At 65.4% G+C, this 16,338-nt stretch carries 12 protein-coding genes and 1 riboswitch; of the genes, 11 read left to right on the forward strand and 1 reads right to left on the reverse strand.

Annotated features, from left to right (window positions below):
* Positions 1–111: 111 nt before the first annotated feature.
* Positions 112–2,976, forward strand: coding sequence for a porin family protein (locus CHU93_RS09040; RefSeq protein WP_094473759.1), 2,865 nt, complete (start codon positions 112–114; stop codon positions 2,974–2,976).
* A 128-nt stretch (positions 2,977–3,104) separates the two neighbouring features.
* Here CHU93_RS09040 and CHU93_RS09045 read toward each other — a convergent pair whose 3' ends face one another.
* Complete coding sequence (locus tag CHU93_RS09045) at positions 3,105–3,710, reverse strand: glutathione S-transferase family protein (protein WP_094473760.1); 606 nt, start codon at positions 3,708–3,710, stop codon at positions 3,105–3,107.
* A gap of 59 nt (positions 3,711–3,769) precedes the next feature.
* Here CHU93_RS09045 and CHU93_RS09050 point away from each other — a divergent pair, with 59 nt between their 5' ends.
* The 10 genes from CHU93_RS09050 to CHU93_RS17310 all read left to right on the forward strand — a co-directional run bounded on the left by CHU93_RS09050 (position 3,770) and on the right by CHU93_RS17310 (position 16,289).
* Entirely contained in the window at positions 3,770–6,076 is a 2,307-nt protein-coding gene (locus CHU93_RS09050) for a transketolase (protein WP_094473772.1), read from the forward strand.
* Positions 6,077–6,111: 35 nt separating this feature from the next.
* Positions 6,112–6,316, forward strand: a riboswitch (cobalamin riboswitch).
* Between the two features lie 142 nt (positions 6,317–6,458).
* Positions 6,459–8,363 carry a TonB-dependent receptor plug domain-containing protein gene (locus tag CHU93_RS09055; RefSeq protein ID WP_094473761.1) on the forward strand — a complete coding sequence of 635 codons (1,905 nt, stop codon included), beginning with the start codon at positions 6,459–6,461 and terminating at the stop codon, positions 8,361–8,363.
* Between the two features lie 8 nt (positions 8,364–8,371).
* The gene (locus tag CHU93_RS09060) at positions 8,372–9,160 is read left to right on the forward strand and encodes an ABC transporter substrate-binding protein (RefSeq protein WP_094473773.1); all 789 of its coding nucleotides are present in this window, start codon (positions 8,372–8,374) and stop codon (positions 9,158–9,160) included.
* Positions 9,157–10,122, forward strand: a complete 966-nt coding sequence (locus CHU93_RS09065; RefSeq protein ID WP_094473762.1) for a FecCD family ABC transporter permease — start codon at positions 9,157–9,159, stop codon at positions 10,120–10,122. The genes CHU93_RS09060 and CHU93_RS09065 overlap by 4 nt, the downstream gene beginning before the upstream one ends.
* Positions 10,122–10,889 carry an ABC transporter ATP-binding protein gene (locus tag CHU93_RS09070; protein WP_094473763.1) on the forward strand — a complete coding sequence of 256 codons (768 nt, stop codon included), beginning with the start codon at positions 10,122–10,124 and terminating at the stop codon, positions 10,887–10,889. Before CHU93_RS09065 ends, CHU93_RS09070 begins: the two co-directional genes overlap by 1 nt.
* A gap of 208 nt (positions 10,890–11,097) precedes the next feature.
* Entirely contained in the window at positions 11,098–12,393 is a 1,296-nt protein-coding gene (locus tag CHU93_RS09075; protein ID WP_094473764.1) for a tyrosine-type recombinase/integrase, read from the forward strand.
* A gap of 745 nt (positions 12,394–13,138) precedes the next feature.
* Positions 13,139–13,927: a type IV toxin-antitoxin system AbiEi family antitoxin gene (locus tag CHU93_RS09080; protein ID WP_094473765.1), complete on the forward strand. Its 789-nt coding sequence runs from the start codon at positions 13,139–13,141 to the stop codon at positions 13,925–13,927.
* A gap of 1 nt (position 13,928) precedes the next feature.
* On the forward strand, positions 13,929–14,846 hold the full coding sequence (locus CHU93_RS09085) for a nucleotidyl transferase AbiEii/AbiGii toxin family protein (RefSeq protein ID WP_094473766.1): 918 nt from the start codon (positions 13,929–13,931) through the stop codon (positions 14,844–14,846).
* 227 nt (positions 14,847–15,073) lie between these two features.
* Complete coding sequence (locus CHU93_RS09090; protein ID WP_094473767.1) at positions 15,074–15,988, forward strand: ArdC family protein; 915 nt, start codon at positions 15,074–15,076, stop codon at positions 15,986–15,988.
* 76 nt (positions 15,989–16,064) lie between these two features.
* Positions 16,065–16,289, forward strand: coding sequence for a hypothetical protein (locus CHU93_RS17310; RefSeq protein WP_165768673.1), 225 nt, complete (start codon positions 16,065–16,067; stop codon positions 16,287–16,289).
* Positions 16,290–16,338: the final 49 nt, after the last annotated feature.

Here is a 16,338-nt window from a genome sequence, read left to right on the forward strand (position 1 = left end):
AATGCCGGGTGCGGCCGTAGTGATTGCCGCACCGGTTGTTCCCTTTGCCCTGAACAGGTTAGGGGGGCGGCCGATTGGAGCCAGCCCCCGGCTCCCAACAGGGAAATACAAGTGATCGTCCGTGCCCGACTGGCCCTTTTGCTGGCCGCCGCTCCTGCCGCTGTTGTTTCGGCCCAGACCGCGCCTGCCGCGCCGCCCCAGCGGGTCGCCCAGGTCGGGCCGGAGGAGGAAGAGACCATCACGGTCTCCACCACCAAGCTGCCGGGCCAGGTCGTGGGGGACATCAAGCCGGAACTGGTGCTGGGCGCGCAGGAATTGCGGGCGATCGGCGCCGGTTCCATCACCGAACTGATGGCCGAACTGGCCCCGCAATTGCGCTCCAACCGCGGGCGCGGCGGCGGCATGCCGGCGGTGCTGCTGAACGGTAAGCGCACATCGGGCTTCCAGGAGATCCGCAACATCCCGCCCGAAGCCATTGCCCGGGTTGAGGTGCTGCCCGAAGAGGTCAGCCTGAAATATGGTTTCCGCGCCGATCAGCGGGTGATCAACTTCGTGCTGCGCCCGCGCTTCCAGGCGTGGACCGGCGAGTTTGACCTTGGCGGCCCCACCGATGGCGGCCGCTTCTCCACCGAGATCGAGGCCAATCTGCTGCGCTTGCGCAACGGCAGCCGCACCAGCATCGAGGCCCAATATCGGATCGACACGATGGTGACCGAAGACGAGCGCCGGATCACCACGCCGGCGCAGAGCCGGCCGTTTGCGCTGGCCGGCAATGTCTCGGCGCTGTTGCCCGGCGCCCAGGTTGATGGGGCCTTGCCCGGCCGCACCGTGCTGGGCGTGCCGGCCGGCGTCCCCAATCCCACCCTGGCGCAATTTGGCGCGGCGCCGGTGAACGAGACCGACATTCGCCCGTTCCGCAGCCTGTTGCCCGATACGCGCACCGCCAGCCTCAATGGCACCATTGCCGGCAATCTGTCGAAAACCGTGGGCGCCACGTTGACTGGCGGGCTGGAACGCACGTTGAGCGAGGGCCAGTTGGGCCTGCCGTCGGCCAGCTTCACCCTGACGGCAGGATCGCCGTTTTCGCCTTTTGCCGGGGCCGTGCTGGTCAACCGTCAGGATCCCACGCCGCTGGGCCGCTTTGTCGACAATTGGTCGGGCCGGCTGGGCACGGTGCTGGATGGCATGATCGGCAAATGGCGCTGGAATTTGACCGGCAATTACAACCATGCAGAAACCGAAACCAGCATCGAACGCGGGATCGACGTCTCGTTCGCGCAAGGGGCCATCAGCCTCGGCGCGCTGTCGCCCTATGGCGCCGGCCTGTTCACCGGCGCGCGCCTGACCGACCGGGCGAGCAGCGTCACCGATACGGCCACCCTTGACCTGCTGCTGAACGGCAGCCCGCTGCGGCTGCCGGCGGGCGAAGTGGGGGCGGCGCTGAAGGCGCAGGTGCAATATCTCGGCCTAAACGCCACCAGCGTGCGATCGGGCGTGGTTGCCACCGCCGATTTGTCGCGCACGCAAGGGAATTTCCAGGCCAATGTCGATCTGCCCATCGCATCGGCCAAGGATGATGTGCTGGCCGGCCTCAACAAGCTGACTCTGAACGGCAATATCGCGCTCGACACGCTGTCGGATTTCGGCACGCTGATCACCTGGGGCGCCGGCCTGAACTGGGAACCCAAGGATGGCTGGGCGATCATCGCCAGCTTCACCCGCGAACAGGGGCCGCCCACCGTGGGCCAGTTGGGCGATCCCAACATCCTCACCCCCAATGTGCGGGTGTTCGATTTCGTGCGCGGCGAAACGGTGGACATCACCCGGCTGGATGGCGGCAACCGCGCCCTGTTGAACGATACGAGGCGGGTGTGGAAACTGGGCCTGAACATCAAGCCGCTCGAAAAGACCGATCTGGTGTTCAACATCAATTACACCAACACCCGCATCGATTATCCGATCGCGGCCTTCCCGACCGCCACCGCCGAACTGGAAGCGGCCTTCCCCAATCGCTTCACCCGCGATGCCGGCGGCCGCCTGCTGCAGATCGACAACCGGCCGGTGAACTTCGATTATTCGCAGCGCAGCGAATTGCGCTGGGGTTTCACCTTCACCACGGCCCTGAAACCATCGGCCAGCGAACGCGCGGCCGCCGAAAAGCGCATCGCCGAACTGCGTGCCAAGGCGGTGGAAAGCTTCCGGGCCGGCAAGGGCCTGCCGCAGGAAATCCGCAACCTGGCGCGCAATCCCTATGGCTTCACGCCCGGCCAGCGCCCACCCGGTGCCCCCGGTGCTGCGGCTGGCCCGCCGCCCGGCGCGCCGAGCGGCGTGGCGCCGCCGCCCGCTGCTGCTCCGGCCGGCGCCTCCCCGGCCGCGGCTGGCGGCCCCCCACCCGGTACGTCGCCGCCCGGTGGCGGCTTTGGCGGCCCGCCTGGCGGCTTCCGTGGTGGTGGCGGTGGCCCGCCGCGCGGCTTCCTGGATGGGCGGCTGCAGGTGGCGCTGTTCCACACCTGGACCTTCCAGAACGAGATCGGCATCCGCCCCGGCGTGCCGGTGCTGGATCTGCTGAACGGCTCCGCCATCGGCAACCAGGGCGGCGCCCCGCGCCATCAGGTGGAGCTGCGGGCCGGTGCCGGACGGCGCGGCATTGGCGGGCGCGTGAGCGTCAACTGGCAATCGGGCACCAATGTGCTGGTTGATCCATCGGGCGCGACCCAATCGCCCAACGATCTGTTCTTCTCGCCCCGCACCACGGCCAACCTCCGGCTGTTCGTCGATCTGGGCCAGCGGCAGGAGGTGTTGACGAAGCTGCCCTGGCTGCGCGGCGGCCGGGTCAGCCTGAATGTGGACAATCTCTTCAACGACCGCATCAACGTCCGCAACCGCAGCGGTGCCGAGCCGCTGGGCTATCTGCGCGACCAGCTCGACCCGCTGGGCCGCACGGTGACCTTGTCGTTCCGGAAATTGTTCTTCTGAGAATCAGGTCATGCTGAACTTGGTTCAGCATCCATGGGGTCACGCCCCGCAGGGTGAATGCGTGGCGGCGCACGCGTGTGGATGCTGAAACAAGTTCAGCATGACGCGTGCCTGTGGGCAATCGAGCTCTAAAGCCCGAGATGTCGGCGCAATCGGGCATGCCAGGCCCGCAAGGACGCGGCATTTTCGGGCATTTCGATGCCGATCCAGCCGGCAAAATCGATGATGCTGGTCAGCGCGATGTCGGCCAGGGTGAACCGGTCACCCGCCAGCCAGTCGCGCGCCGCCAACTGGCCATCGAACCAGCCCAGCATGGCCAGCGCCTGCGCCCGGGCGGCATCGCCCATGCCCGGCACCTGGTTGACCAGCCGGGCGGTGAGCGGATGGCCATGCTGCCAGAACAGGCCAACCGGCGTGCCAAGGCCGGTTTCCACCCGGCGGATCCACATGTCGGTTTCGGCCCGTTCAAAGGCTGTGCTGCCGATCAGGGGCGGTTCGGGATGAAGCTCGTCGAGATAGCGGCAAATGCTGATCGTCTCGGATATCACCCGGCCATCGTCCAGCTCCAGGAAGGGCACCTGGCCGCGCGGATTGCGGGCCAGCACCGCGTCTGACTTGTGCTCCCGCTCCATGAGCGAAACCATGCGCTCCTCGATCTCCAGCCCCTTGGCCTTCAGGAACAGGCGCACCCGGCGCGGGTTGGGGGCGGGATCGGGGGCAGACCAGAGCAGCATTGGCGGTTCTCCTGGACCCCACGTTGCACGCCCGCGCGTTTCGCGGCAAGGGCGAGCGCATGCTGCCTCCCACACCCGAAACCATCGCCCATCTGGAATCGCTCGACACCCGCCTGCGCTGGCTGTCGAGCTGGACCATCCACAACGCCAACCATCTGCGTGACAGCCGCGACGGGCTGAAGGTGGGCGGCCACCAGGCCAGCTGCGCCAGCATGACCAGCATCATGGCCAGCCTCTATTTCGCGGCATTGGGCCCCAACGACCGGGTGGCGGTGAAACCGCACGCCGGCCCGCTGCTGCACGCCATCCATTATCTGCTCGGCAACCAGAGCCTCGAGAAACTGAAGGCCTTCCGCGCCTTTGGCGGGGCGCAATCCTATCCCAGCCGCACCAAGGACGTGATTCCGGTCGATTTCTCCACCGGCTCGGTTGGCCTTGGCGTGGCGGTGACGGCCTTTGCCAGCCTGTTCCAGGATTATCTTGTCGCCCATGGCCGGCTGGCGCCCGACCAGATGGGCCGCATGATCGCGCTGATGGGCGATGCCGAGCTGGATGAAGGCAATATCTATGAGGCGCTGATCGAAGGCTACAAGCACGACATCAGGAACGTGTGGTGGATTGTCGACTACAATCGCCAGAGCCTGGACCACACCACCGCCGATCGCATGTTCCGCCGTTTTGACGACATGTTCGAAACCTGCGGCTGGCGGGTGATCACGCTGAAGCACGGCAAGCGGTTGCAGGCGGCCTTTGCCGCGCCAGGCGGCGCCGCGCTGGAGGCGTGGATCGATGCCTGCCCCAACGCCGATTATGCCGCGCTCACCTACCAGGGCGGGGCGGCGTGGCGGCAACGGCTGGCTGCGGATCTGGGACCGGCCATCGCCCCCGTGCTCGCCGCCCATGATGATGCCGCGCTGGCGCTGCTGATGAACGATCTTGGCGGCCATTGCATCGCCAGCCTGCTGGAAGCCTATGCCGAGGCGGCCCGCGATGACCGGCCCTGCCTGATCATCGCCTACACGGTGAAGGGCAGGGGCCTGCCCTTTGCCGGCCACAAGGACAACCATGCCGGCCTGATGACGCCCACCCAGATCGAGGGGCTCCGCGACAGCCTGGGGATCGCCCCGGGAGCCGAGTGGGAACCCTGGGCCGGGCTGGGCGACAACCAGGCCGCCGCGCTCAAGGCCTTTGTCGCCGCCAGCCCCGCCGCCCGCCTGCCGCACAACCGGCCGTTTGATGCCGTGCCGGTGCCGGCGATCCCGGCGCCCCAGGGCGAGGAACAGTCCACCCAATCCGCCTTCGGCCGCATCCTGTTCGATCTGGCCAAGGCAGGCGGGCCGTTGAGCGAGCGCATCGTCACCACCTCGCCCGATGTCACCGTCTCCACCGGGCTGGGGCCCTGGGTCAATGCCCGCGGCCTGTTCCGGCGGCAGCAGATGCCCGACGTGTTCCGGCAGGCCAAGATCCCCAGCCCGCAGAAATGGCAGGGCGGCAGCGCCGGCCAACATGTCGAACTCGGCATTGCCGAACATAATCTGTTCCTCGTGCTCGCCGCCGCTGGCCTGGCCGCCCCGCTGTTCGGCAGCCGGCTGATCCCGATTGGCACCGTCTATGATCCGTTCATTGCCCGCGGCCTCGATGCGCTGAACTATGCCTGTTACCAGGATGCCCGCTTCATCCTGGTCGCCACCCCGTCGGGCCTGACGTTGGGGCCGGAGGGCGGCGCCCACCAATCGATCAACCCGCCGCTGATCGCCATGGGCCAGCCGGGGCTGGTGCATTATGAACCGGCCTATGCCGATGAACTGGCGCTTCTGCTGCATCATGCCTTTGGCCATGTGCAGGACCCAGCGGGGGAAAGCGTCTATTTCCGCCTCTCCACCCGCAGCATCGCGCAGCCGGTCCGCGCCGATTCCGGCTGGCAGGCCGGCGCGATTGCCGGCGGTTACTGGCTGCGCCCGCCGGCGCCGGGGGCCGAGGCGGCCATCGTCGCCATGGGCGCGCTGATGCCGGAGGCGCTGGCAGCGTGGGAGGCCCTGCGCGACGAGGTGCCGGGCCTCGGCCTGCTCTCCGTCACCAGCCCTGATCTGCTGCACCGGGGCTGGCGGGCGGCGCTGATTGGTGATGGCACGGCCCATGTCGAAGGGCTGCTGGCCCCGCTGGCGCCCGGCGCGCGCCTGGTCACCTTGTGCGATGCCGCCCCGGCCAGCCTGTCGTGGCTGGGCGGTGTGCGCGGGCAGCGGGTGGTGCCGCTTGGTGTCGAGCGTTTTGGCCAGACCGGCGATCTGGTTGATCTGTTTGGCGAATATGGCCTTGATGCCGATGCCGTCACCGCTGCCATGGCCCGGGCGCTGGTGCCGCGCTGAACCTTCGGCCCTTGCCAATCCCGACAAATGCCGTCATGGCGAATCCCGTGAAGGGTGCCCCGCGAGGGGCCTAACAGGGAACCCGGAACATGGCGTGACGCCATGAGGCCGGGGCTGTGCCCGCAACTGTGGCCGGTGAGTGGTCGCCCGAATTTGCCACTGGTGCCGCAAGGCGCTGGGAAGGCGGGGCGACCATGGTGACCCGGGAGCCAGGAGACCTGCCTTTCACGGTCGATCCTTCGTGCGGACGGGACCATCCGCGTGATCGGAGCATCGCCTCCGCGTGACGACACGAAGGGAGGTGACGCGTGCCACAACGGCCTTGTCTCACCATGACCTGCTTTGGCGGGCGTCTCCTCCTGTCTCAACCACAGGAGGTCATATGATCATCGCATCCATCATCCTGGCCGGGGCCGCAGCTGCTCCTGCCGTTGCAACAACCGCCGAAACCCCCGCCGCAATCATTGTCGTCACCGCCAACCGCACGCCGCAGCCCTTGAACCATGTTGGCCAGTCGATCAGCGTGGTTGATCGGCCCGAGCTGGACCGCCGGCAGAGCCAGACTGTGTCAGATGTGCTGCGCACGCTGCCCGGCGTCACCATTGCCCGCAACGGCAGCCTGGGCGGGGTGACCAGTGTGTTCATCCGCGGCGCCGAAAGCGATCAGACCGTGGCGCTGATCGACGGCGTCAAGCTGAACGACCCGTCCACCGTTGGCGGCGGCTTCAACTTCGGCAATCTGCTGGTCGGCAATATCGAACGGATCGAGGTGTTGCGGGGCGCGCAATCGGTGCTGTGGGGCAGCCAGGCCATTGGCGGCGTGGTCAACATGGTCACCCGCCCGCCGACCGAGGATCTGCGTGTCAATGTGCGCGGCGAGGCTGGCTGGCGCAACAGCGCCAATCTGGTGGCCAATGTCTCGGGCAAGTTTGGCCCGCTTTCGGCCAGTGTTGGCGGCGGCTGGCTGCGCAGCGACGGCATTTCCAATTTCTCGGAACGTCGCGGCGGCCGGGAGCGCGACGGCTATGAGAATTTCGGCGCCAACGCGAATTTCAACCTGGCCCTGGGCGATGATGTCTCCATCGATGCGCGCGGCTGGTATTCGCGGGGCCGCTTCAATGCCGATGGCTTTGCCCCGCCCAGTTTCAGCTTTGGCGACGTGAACGAGGAGAATATCACCCGCGAGATTGTCGCCTACACCGGGCTCAACGCCGCCCTGCTCGAGGGCCGCTGGAAGAACCGGCTCGGCTTTGCCTATACCGATACCGATCGCCGCAACACGGCGCTGGATGGCGCGCCCTTCGTCACCTTCGACGGCCAGGGCCGCAACGAGCGGCTGGAATATCAAGGCGTTGTCGATGTCGCCAGCGGCTGGCAGGCGACGTTCGGGGCCGAACAGGAAATCTCCCGCTACACCACGGCCAGCTTTGGCGGGGCGCCCACCACCGCCCGCGCCCGCATCCAGAGCGTTTATGCCCAGGGCGTCGCCAGCCCGGTGGATGGCCTCACCCTCACCGCCGGGCTCCGCCATGATGATCACAACCGCTTTGGCGGGGCGACCACCTTTGGCGCCAGCGGCGTCTATGTGCTCAGCGCCACCGGCACCACCCTGCGCGCCAGCCACAGCGAAGGCTTCAAGGCACCATCGCTGTTCCAGCTGTTCAGCAATTTCGGCAACCAGCAGCTGAAGCCGGAACGCTCGACCGGTTGGGATGCCGGGGTGACGCAAAGCCTGGCCGATGGCCGGCTGGAGATCAGCGCCACCTGGTTCCGGCGCGTGTCCAGCGATCTGATCATCTTCATCGGCTGCCCCACGCAAACCGGCATCTGCGTGAACCGGCCGTTCGGCACCTATGACAATGTCGCCCGCGCCCGCGCGCAGGGGCTGGAACTGGCGCTGACCATGCGGCCAACCGATGCGCTGACCCTGCAGGTCACCCACGGCACGGTGGATGCCCGCAACACCACGGCCGGCAATGCCAACCAGAACCGCCGCCTCGCCCGCCGGCCGGAGATGAGCACCAGCCTGTTGGTGGATTATCGCTGGGGCTTCGGGCTGACGACCGGCGCCACGGTGACCAACATCGGCCGCAGCTTTGAAAATGCCGCCAACACCGTGGTGCTGCCCGGTTATACGCTGGTCGATCTGCGTGCGTCGCTGCCGATCGGCCGCCGTCTGGAACTGACGGCGCGGATCGAAAATCTGTTCAACGCCGTTTACGAGACGGCGTTGAACTTCGGCCAGCCCGGCCGCGCTGCCTATGCCGGCCTGCGCGTGACCCTGTGATGGCGACGATGCGCCTGTTGGCTGTGTTGGCGCTGGTGGCAACACCGGCGCTGGCACGGCCGCAGCGCATCGTTTCCACCAATCCCTGCATCGATGCAGTGCTGGTGCAGGTGGCCGATGCCCGGCAGATCGCCGCCATCAGCCATTATTCCCAGGATCCCGCTGCCACCTCGATCCCGCTGGCCCAGGCCCGGCGTTTCCGCGCCACATCCGGCACGGCGGAGGAGATTGTGGCGCTGCGTCCCGATCTGGTGCTGGCCGGCGCCCACGAAGCGCCGGCCACCATCGCTGCCCTGAAGCGGCTGGGCGTGCGGGTGGAGATGTTCGGTGTTGCCGACACGGTTGCCGCCAGCCGCGCCCAGGTGAATGCCATCGCCCGTGCCGCCGGCCAGCCGCAGCGTGGGACCGCGCTGGTGGCGCGCATCGATGCCGCCGTGGCCGCGGCCCGCCGGCCGGGCCCGGCGGTGCCAGCGCTGATCTGGCAGGGCGATGGCCTTGTGCCGGGGCAGGGCACGCTCGCCGATGAACTGCTGCGCATTGCCGGCTTCCGCAACGCCAGCGCCGCCTATGGCCTCAAGATGTGGGATGTGCTGCCGCTGGAATATCTCGCCGCCCGGCCGCCGCGCGTGCTGTTTGCCGATGCCCGCAACGACGATCGGATGAGCCGCCACCCCATCCTGCGCCGGCTGGCCGGCCGGGTGGTGATGGCACACTTTCACGAACGGCTGATCAGCTGCGCCGGGCCGACCATCGTGCCGGCGCTGGCCCGGCTGGCCGCCGCACGGGCGCGCGTGTGAAGCGCCGTCTCATCCCCTTGTTGCTGGCGGCGCTGCTGCTGGCCAGCCTGTTGTCGCTGATCGCCGGCAAGGTGTGGATCGCGCCCGCCGCCATGCTGGCTGGCGATGAACGCTGGGCCATCATCGCCGAATTGCGGCTGCCGCGCATGCTACTGGCGGTGATCGTTGGCGGCGGGCTGGGGCTGGCCGGGGCTGCGATGCAAGGCTATCTGCGCAATCCGCTCGCCGATCCTGGCCTGTTCGGCGTGTCGGCCGGGGCGGCGCTGGGGGCGGTGCTGGCGATCTTCTTTGGCCTGTCGGCCACGCCCTATGTCTTGTCGGCCTGTGCGCTGGCCGGGGCCGGGGCTGCGATGGCGCTGCTGGCGGCGCTGGCCGGGCATAGCGGCAGCATCATCGTCTTCACCTTGGGCGGCGTTGTCATTTCCAGCCTGGCCGGCGCTCTCACGGCGCTGGTAATCAGCCTGGCGCCCACGCCCTTTGCCACCGGCCAGATCGTCAACTGGCTGATGGGCGCGCTTACCGATCGCAGCTGGAATGATGTGCTGGTGGCCGCGCCGTTGATGGCGCTGGGCGCCATCATCCTCGCCGGCACCGCCCGCGCGCTCGATGCCCTCACCCTCGGCGAAGCGGCGGCGCGCTCGCTCGGCGTCAACCCCAGCCGCCTGCAATGGCAGGTGATCATCGGCGTTGGCCTGATCGTTGGCGCCAGCGTGGCGGCGGCCGGCGTGATCGGCTTCATCGGCCTCATCGTTCCCCATCTGGTGCGCCCCTTCACCCGGCGCAACCCCAGCAGCGTGTTGCTGCCCTCCGCGCTCGGTGGAGCGCTGCTGCTGGTGGTGGCCGATGCCGCCGTGCGCGCCGCGCCCACGGTGAGCGAACTGCGTGTCGGCATCGCCATGTCGTTGCTGGGCGGGCCCTTCTTCCTGGCGCTGCTGCTGCGCCTGCGCCGGAAACTGGCCTGATGCTGGCGGCGCGGGATCTCGTCCTCAAGCTTGGCGGCGCGCCGGCGCTGGCCGGCGTCTCGGCGGCGATTGCGCCGGGGCAGATCACCGCCATCATCGGCCCAAACGGCGCCGGCAAATCCAGCCTGCTCGCCTGCCTTGCCGGCCTGCAGCGCGTGGCCGCCGGCCAGGTGACGCTGGATGATGCGCCAGTCCTGAAGCTCGATCCCCGCCAGCGTGCCCGCCGCATCGGCTTCCTGCCGCAGGTGGCCGAAGTGAATTGGGACATTGATGTCGAAACGCTGGTGGCGCTTGGCCGCCTGCCGCACCGGAGCGCGCCAGCCGCCGATGCCGCCGCCATCACCGCCGCCATGGCCGCCACCGATTGCGCCGGCCTTGCCGGCCGGGTGGTCAGCAGCCTGTCCGGCGGCGAACGCGCCCGTGTTCTGCTGGCCCGTGTGCTCGCCGGCCAGCCCGATTATCTGCTCGCCGATGAACCGCTCGCCAATCTCGATCCCGGCCACCAGCTCGACACGATCGCCTGCCTGCGCGCCGCGGCCGATGCCGGCACCGGCGTTGCCATCGTCCTCCACGATCTCGCCCTCGCCGCCCAGATCGCCGATCAACTCGTGCTGCTCCATAACGGCCAGGTCGCCGCCAACGGCACGGCCGCCCAGGTGCTGACCGGGCCAAATGTCGCAAAAGTCTATGGAATCGACATCCAGGTCGAGCACCAGCCCGACGGCCGGTTGCACCTCATGGTGAAGGGCCGCAGCCAACGCGGCTGATGGTCGGTGAGTCCGGATTGGCTGCGCCGTTCCTGTGCCGCAGTGCCGCTGCGCGGCGTCATATGGTCGGGATGACAGGATTCAAACAAAACACTGGAAAATAACGATAAAAAATTCTATAATCTCCTACACAGGACCTGCACAGGCACGGCACGTCAATGGGTTACGCCGAAAGTCTGCACAGATTCTACACAGCGGAGTGTGGGAGATGGGATTCGTCACGGACAAGGAAGAGCTCAAAACCGGCCTCATCATCTTCCGCCGGGGCGACGTCGCGCATTCCAATTTCTACTGCCGCATCAAGCTCCCCAAGGAGGATCGCTACAAGACGATCTCGCTGAAGACCGCCGACAGGCAGACTGCCCGCGACCGGGCGTTCGAGCAGGACGCGGACATTCGCTTCCGGCTGAAGCACGACGTTGCCGTGTTCAACCGGCCATTCCGGCAGGTGGCAGAGGAGTATCTGCAAACCCAGCAGCGCCGCGCCGATACCGGCGAGGTTTCGCGCGACCGGGTTAAGAACCTTCGCAACGCCTTCAACCGCGCGCTCAACGACTATGTCGGCAGCACGCAGATTCACCTCATTGGCCAGGACAGCTGGTCGCAATATCCCACCTGGCGCCGCGAAAACGGCAAGGGCCGCTTCCGCGAGCATATCAGCGATTCGACCATCGCCTTAGAGATGGGCGCGCTCAACGCGGTAATGAACTACGCCATCACCAAGCGCTATGTCCCGGCCAGCCATCGCTTCGAAGGCCGGCCAAAACTCAAGACGATGCGCCGCGATGAATTCACGCTGGAGGAATATCGAAAGCTGCACAGTGTCGGCCGCAAATGGATACGCGCGGCGACCAGCCCGCAGGGCACCTGGTATCGGACCATGTGCTACAATTTCATGCTCATCATGTGTAACACCGGCATGCGCCCACCCGAGGCAAAGAACCTACGCTGGCGCGATATCATGACGGCGAAGGATCGCGACGGGCGCGAGATCGTGGTCATGTTCGTGCAGGGCAAGGGCAAATCCCGTAAGCTCGTGGCACCCAAGAGCGTTGGGGACTATCTCGACCGCGTGAAGGAGCTCTCGAAGGCGACCAAGCCGGACGATGCGGTGTTCACCATCATCAATGGCAAGCCCGCCAAATATCTCTATAGCGATACCGTGCAGGCGCTGCTGGAAGAAGCAGGCTTGCGCATGGGACCAAATGGCATTCCCCGATCGACCTATTGCTTCCGCCATACCTACGCCACCTTCCGCCTCAGCGAAGGCGTGGATGTCTACATCCTGGCCGAGCAGATGGGCACGTCCGTCAAGATGATTGAAAACCACTATGGCCATGTGAACACCATCAAGCATGCGGATCGCGTGCTCATGGGCATTGGCGGATGGGAAGCCATGCATGCGGACATGGACGCCGAGGACGCTGCCGAAGAGGCCAAAGCCAAAGGGCGGCAGGCCGCCAAGTCCAAACAAGCGGTGAAACCGCCCCGTTCCAAACGCTGACGCCGCATCGCTGATGCTTTCGGGCGTGAGCGTTTCTGCCAAGGTGCCCGACGCACCGCTGGTGCTCCCCGGTCGGGCAACTGGCCAAGCGGGGCATGGAAAAAGGTGCGCCGAGCCTCAAGCACCCCATGACCCGCGTCTTTGCCGTCGGCTTTCCCTGCGCCGCTGGCGATCTACCAGGGGAAGGGACGGCACTAAACAATTGTTCAATGCAGCTTCTTGAGGAAGCTATTCACGCTGGCGCTGATTTAGACGGCGAAGCGTCATCCGCCGCCATAAGACATTGCTCGCCCAGCCGCAGCAGGTGCAGCTGGCCAGCATCGCAAACCGCAGGAGGCTATCTGCAATTAGATCGAAGAGAACGGTGACATGTCTCATAGGCTTCTCCCTTGGGGTCGCGCGGGATGCGCAACGTTCTGGGACGACAAGGCGGAGTTGTCAGAGCATTCGTCACAGGCCATAGCCCGTGAGGGGAGCAGGCTGCACGGAGGAAGCCCATCGCCTTGAAGATGCGAAGCGCTCTGCCAGACCTGTCCCGGACGTTGCGTTCTTGCCATGAGCGCCAGGGAAGAGCCTGCTACGTGTTAGCGATCAACTCTGATAGCTAACGTGCTGATAGGATGCGATTTTAGTCGGATACATGTGATGTGAGGTTTGCAGTCCTTTAGAAACACATAGCTTCGCTTAGCGTTTCCAACTCTTTTCAAACTCGACATTGGTTTAGTAATGTGCGATATTGCATAGTGTGACTAAGCGAACTGACAGTAAGCTAAACCAGCTGCAACGCCTATTGCCAGAGGACATGGTGGTGGACGCGGCATGGCTGCAGCGCCATGGCTACTCCAGCGCCCTGCGCAGCCAGTATGTCAGCGCTGGTTGGCTGAACAGCCCTGCCCGCCGGGTTTATCGCCGAGGCTATGGACCGCTCAGTTGGGAACAGGTGATCCTGTCGCTGCAACAGCTTGAAGAGCTGCCTCTGACGGTTGGCGGGCGAACGGCCCTGGAGCAGCAGGGCTATGCCCATTATCTTTCCGCCAATCAGCGCGAAGTCCATCTCTATGGACCTGTCCGACCGCCAAGCTGGCTCACCAGCCTGCCGCTGGAGATGACGTTTCATTGGCACAACAGCCGGAGGCTGTTCCCCAATCAGGATGTGAGCAACGAACCCAAGAGCAGCATGCTGGAGCCGGGCGGCAAATTTAGCCTCCCGCTGCGCCTGTCCAGCAAGGAACGCGCGGTGCTCGAACTGCTGGACGAACTGCCCGAGCGCGAGAGCTTTCATCAGGTCGATATGCTGATGGAAGGGCTGACCGATCTTAGCCCGCGTCGCCTGCAATCCCTGCTGGAAGATTGCAGCAGCGTGAAGGTAAAGCGCCTGTTTTTCTTCTTTGCCGACCGCCACCGCCATGCCTGGCGGGCGAAGCTCGATACGCCGCGCATCAACCTTGGTGCCGGCAAACGCGCACTGGTGAAGGGCGGCCGTCTTGATCCGACCTACCAGATCACCGTGCCCGCAGACCTTGGAGAGGCCTGACATGGCAATTCGGCAAGCCTATCGCGCCCAGGTCGCGCTGCTCATTCGCACCCTGCCGCATGTCGCGGCCGAAACCGAATTTGCGCTGAAGGGCGGCACCGCCATCAATCTGTTCGTGCGGCCTCTGCCGCGCCTTTCTGTGGATATCGACCTGACCTACCTGCCAGTGGCAGACCGCGCTGCCTCTCTTACCGCGATCGATGCCGCCATGCAGCGCATTGCCGAGCGCATTCGGGCCGGCATCCCCAATGCCCAGGTGCAGCCATCGCGGCTTGAGGGCGAGGGAGCCATTACCAAACTCGTGGTGCGCGCCGACGCCGTACAAATCAAAATCGAAGTCACGCCGGTGCTTCGTGGCACCGTCTATGACCCCGTGATCTTGGCCGTTGTGCCTGAGGTGGAAGACGCCTTCGGCTTCGCGGAAATGCAGGTCGTGTCCTTCGCCGACCTGTATGCCGGCAAGATCGTCGCCGCGATGGACCGCCAACACCCGCGCGACCTGTTCGACGTGCGGGACCTGCTGGCAAATGAGGGCATCAGCGACGCGCTTCGGCGCGCCTTCATCGTCTACCTCATCAGCCATGGCCGCCCGATGGCAGAGGTGCTCGCTCCCACCCGCAAGCCGCTCGCCGCCGAATTCGCCCGAGGCTTTGAAGGCATGACCGAGGAGCCGGTTCCCCTTGCAGAACTGGAGGCTGCGCGTGAAGCCATTATTGCGGCGATGGTGGGTGCGATGCCTGCCGAACACCGGCAATTCCTGCTGGGCTTCAAGCGTGGTGCACCCGATTGGGATCTGCTTGGCGTGCCCGGTGCAGCCGTGTTGCCCGCTGTGCAGTGGAAGCAGCAGAATCTGGACCGTCTGCCTGCCGATAAGCGCCAGGCCCTGATCGAAGGGCTGGAGCGGGTTCTGTTTGGGTAATGGTCTGACCAACTGAGCGAGGAAAAGACCGGGCTGCGGCCTGTCCCACCTTTCGCAATCCCTGAGATTGAGCCGCGAATCTGGCCGGAGGCGGCATCCGGTCAACAGGCTGCCCGCTCCATTCGCTACGCTCCCGTGTTGCCTGTTCCGCCTTCGGCTGACCGGCTGCCTCAAGCCGTCCGGCCTTTTCTTTCGCGTCCTCAGGAACAGCGAAAGGAGACCAGGACATGCCGAGCACCAGCACTTCCCGCACCGATGTCTACGAAGCCATCACCCAGCAGATCATCACCGCCATCGAAGCCGGCGCCGGCAACGGTCATGTCCAGCTTCCCTGGCACCGCAGCGGGGCCTCTATCACCCGCCCGGTGAATATCGCGAGCTCGAACGCCTATCGCGGGGTGAACACCATCGCCCTCTGGGCCGCCGCCGATGCTAACGGCTACGAGCAGGGCATCTGGGGCACCTACCGCCAATGGCAGGAACGCGGTGCGCAGGTCCGCAAAGGTGAAAAGTCCTCCCTCATCGTCTTCTACAAGCAGTTCGACCGCGATGACGACAGCGGCAACGCCGAGGGTGGCGACGAAGCAGACCACCAGCGCCGCTTCATGGCCAGGGCATCCCATGTGTTCAATGCCGCCCAGGTGGATGGCTACACGCCGGATGCTGCCACGCCCGCGCCCGCACCAATCGATCCCATTGCCGAGGCGGACCGGGTGATTGCGGCCACGGGTGCTACCATCCGCATTGGTGGCGAGCGTGCCTATTATGCCCCGAGTTCAGACCATATCGCGATGCCGAGCCAGGAGCGCTTCGCCGGCACCACCACCAGCAGTGCCACCGAGGGATGGTATTCGACGCTGCTGCATGAACTCACCCACTGGAGCGGTCATGATTCCCGGCTTGCCCGTCAATTCGGCCAGCGCTTTGGCGATGACGCCTATGCCATGGAAGAGCTGGTGGCCGAGCTGGGCGCTGCCTTCCTCTGCGGCGATCTTGGCATCACCCTGGAGCCGAGGCCTGACCATGCGGTCTATATCGGACATTGGCTGCGCGTCCTGAAGGGCGACCGCAAAGCGATCTTCACTGCCGCCAGCGCCGCCAACAAGGCGGCGGAATATATTCAGGGCTTCACCGAGAGCTGAATTGTCACGCAATCTTCACACAACGAAATATCAAATGAATGTAATTTTAACCCATCAAACAACATTAGGAGATCGTATGCCACTCACCAACGAACAGGTTACTCGCTTGAACGAAAACAGATGCCTAATTGAAGCTCAAGACCTTTTACGAAGGTCGCTTGATATTGCCTATACTCAACATAAATTCGGTCAGAATGAAGTTCGTTATGGTGCAGCTGGCACTATGGCTGCAATCATTGGTGCAAACAAGTTTGAAGCATGCATGGCACGAGCGAACACTCCTCCCAACAAAGGCCGCTGAGGGCTTTCACCCGGATTATTCACCGGCCGGGTGATTTCGGGTTGGCGAG

The organism is Sandarakinorhabdus cyanobacteriorum (assembly GCF_002251755.1).
Lineage (GTDB): Bacteria > Pseudomonadota > Alphaproteobacteria > Sphingomonadales > Sphingomonadaceae > Sandarakinorhabdus > Sandarakinorhabdus cyanobacteriorum.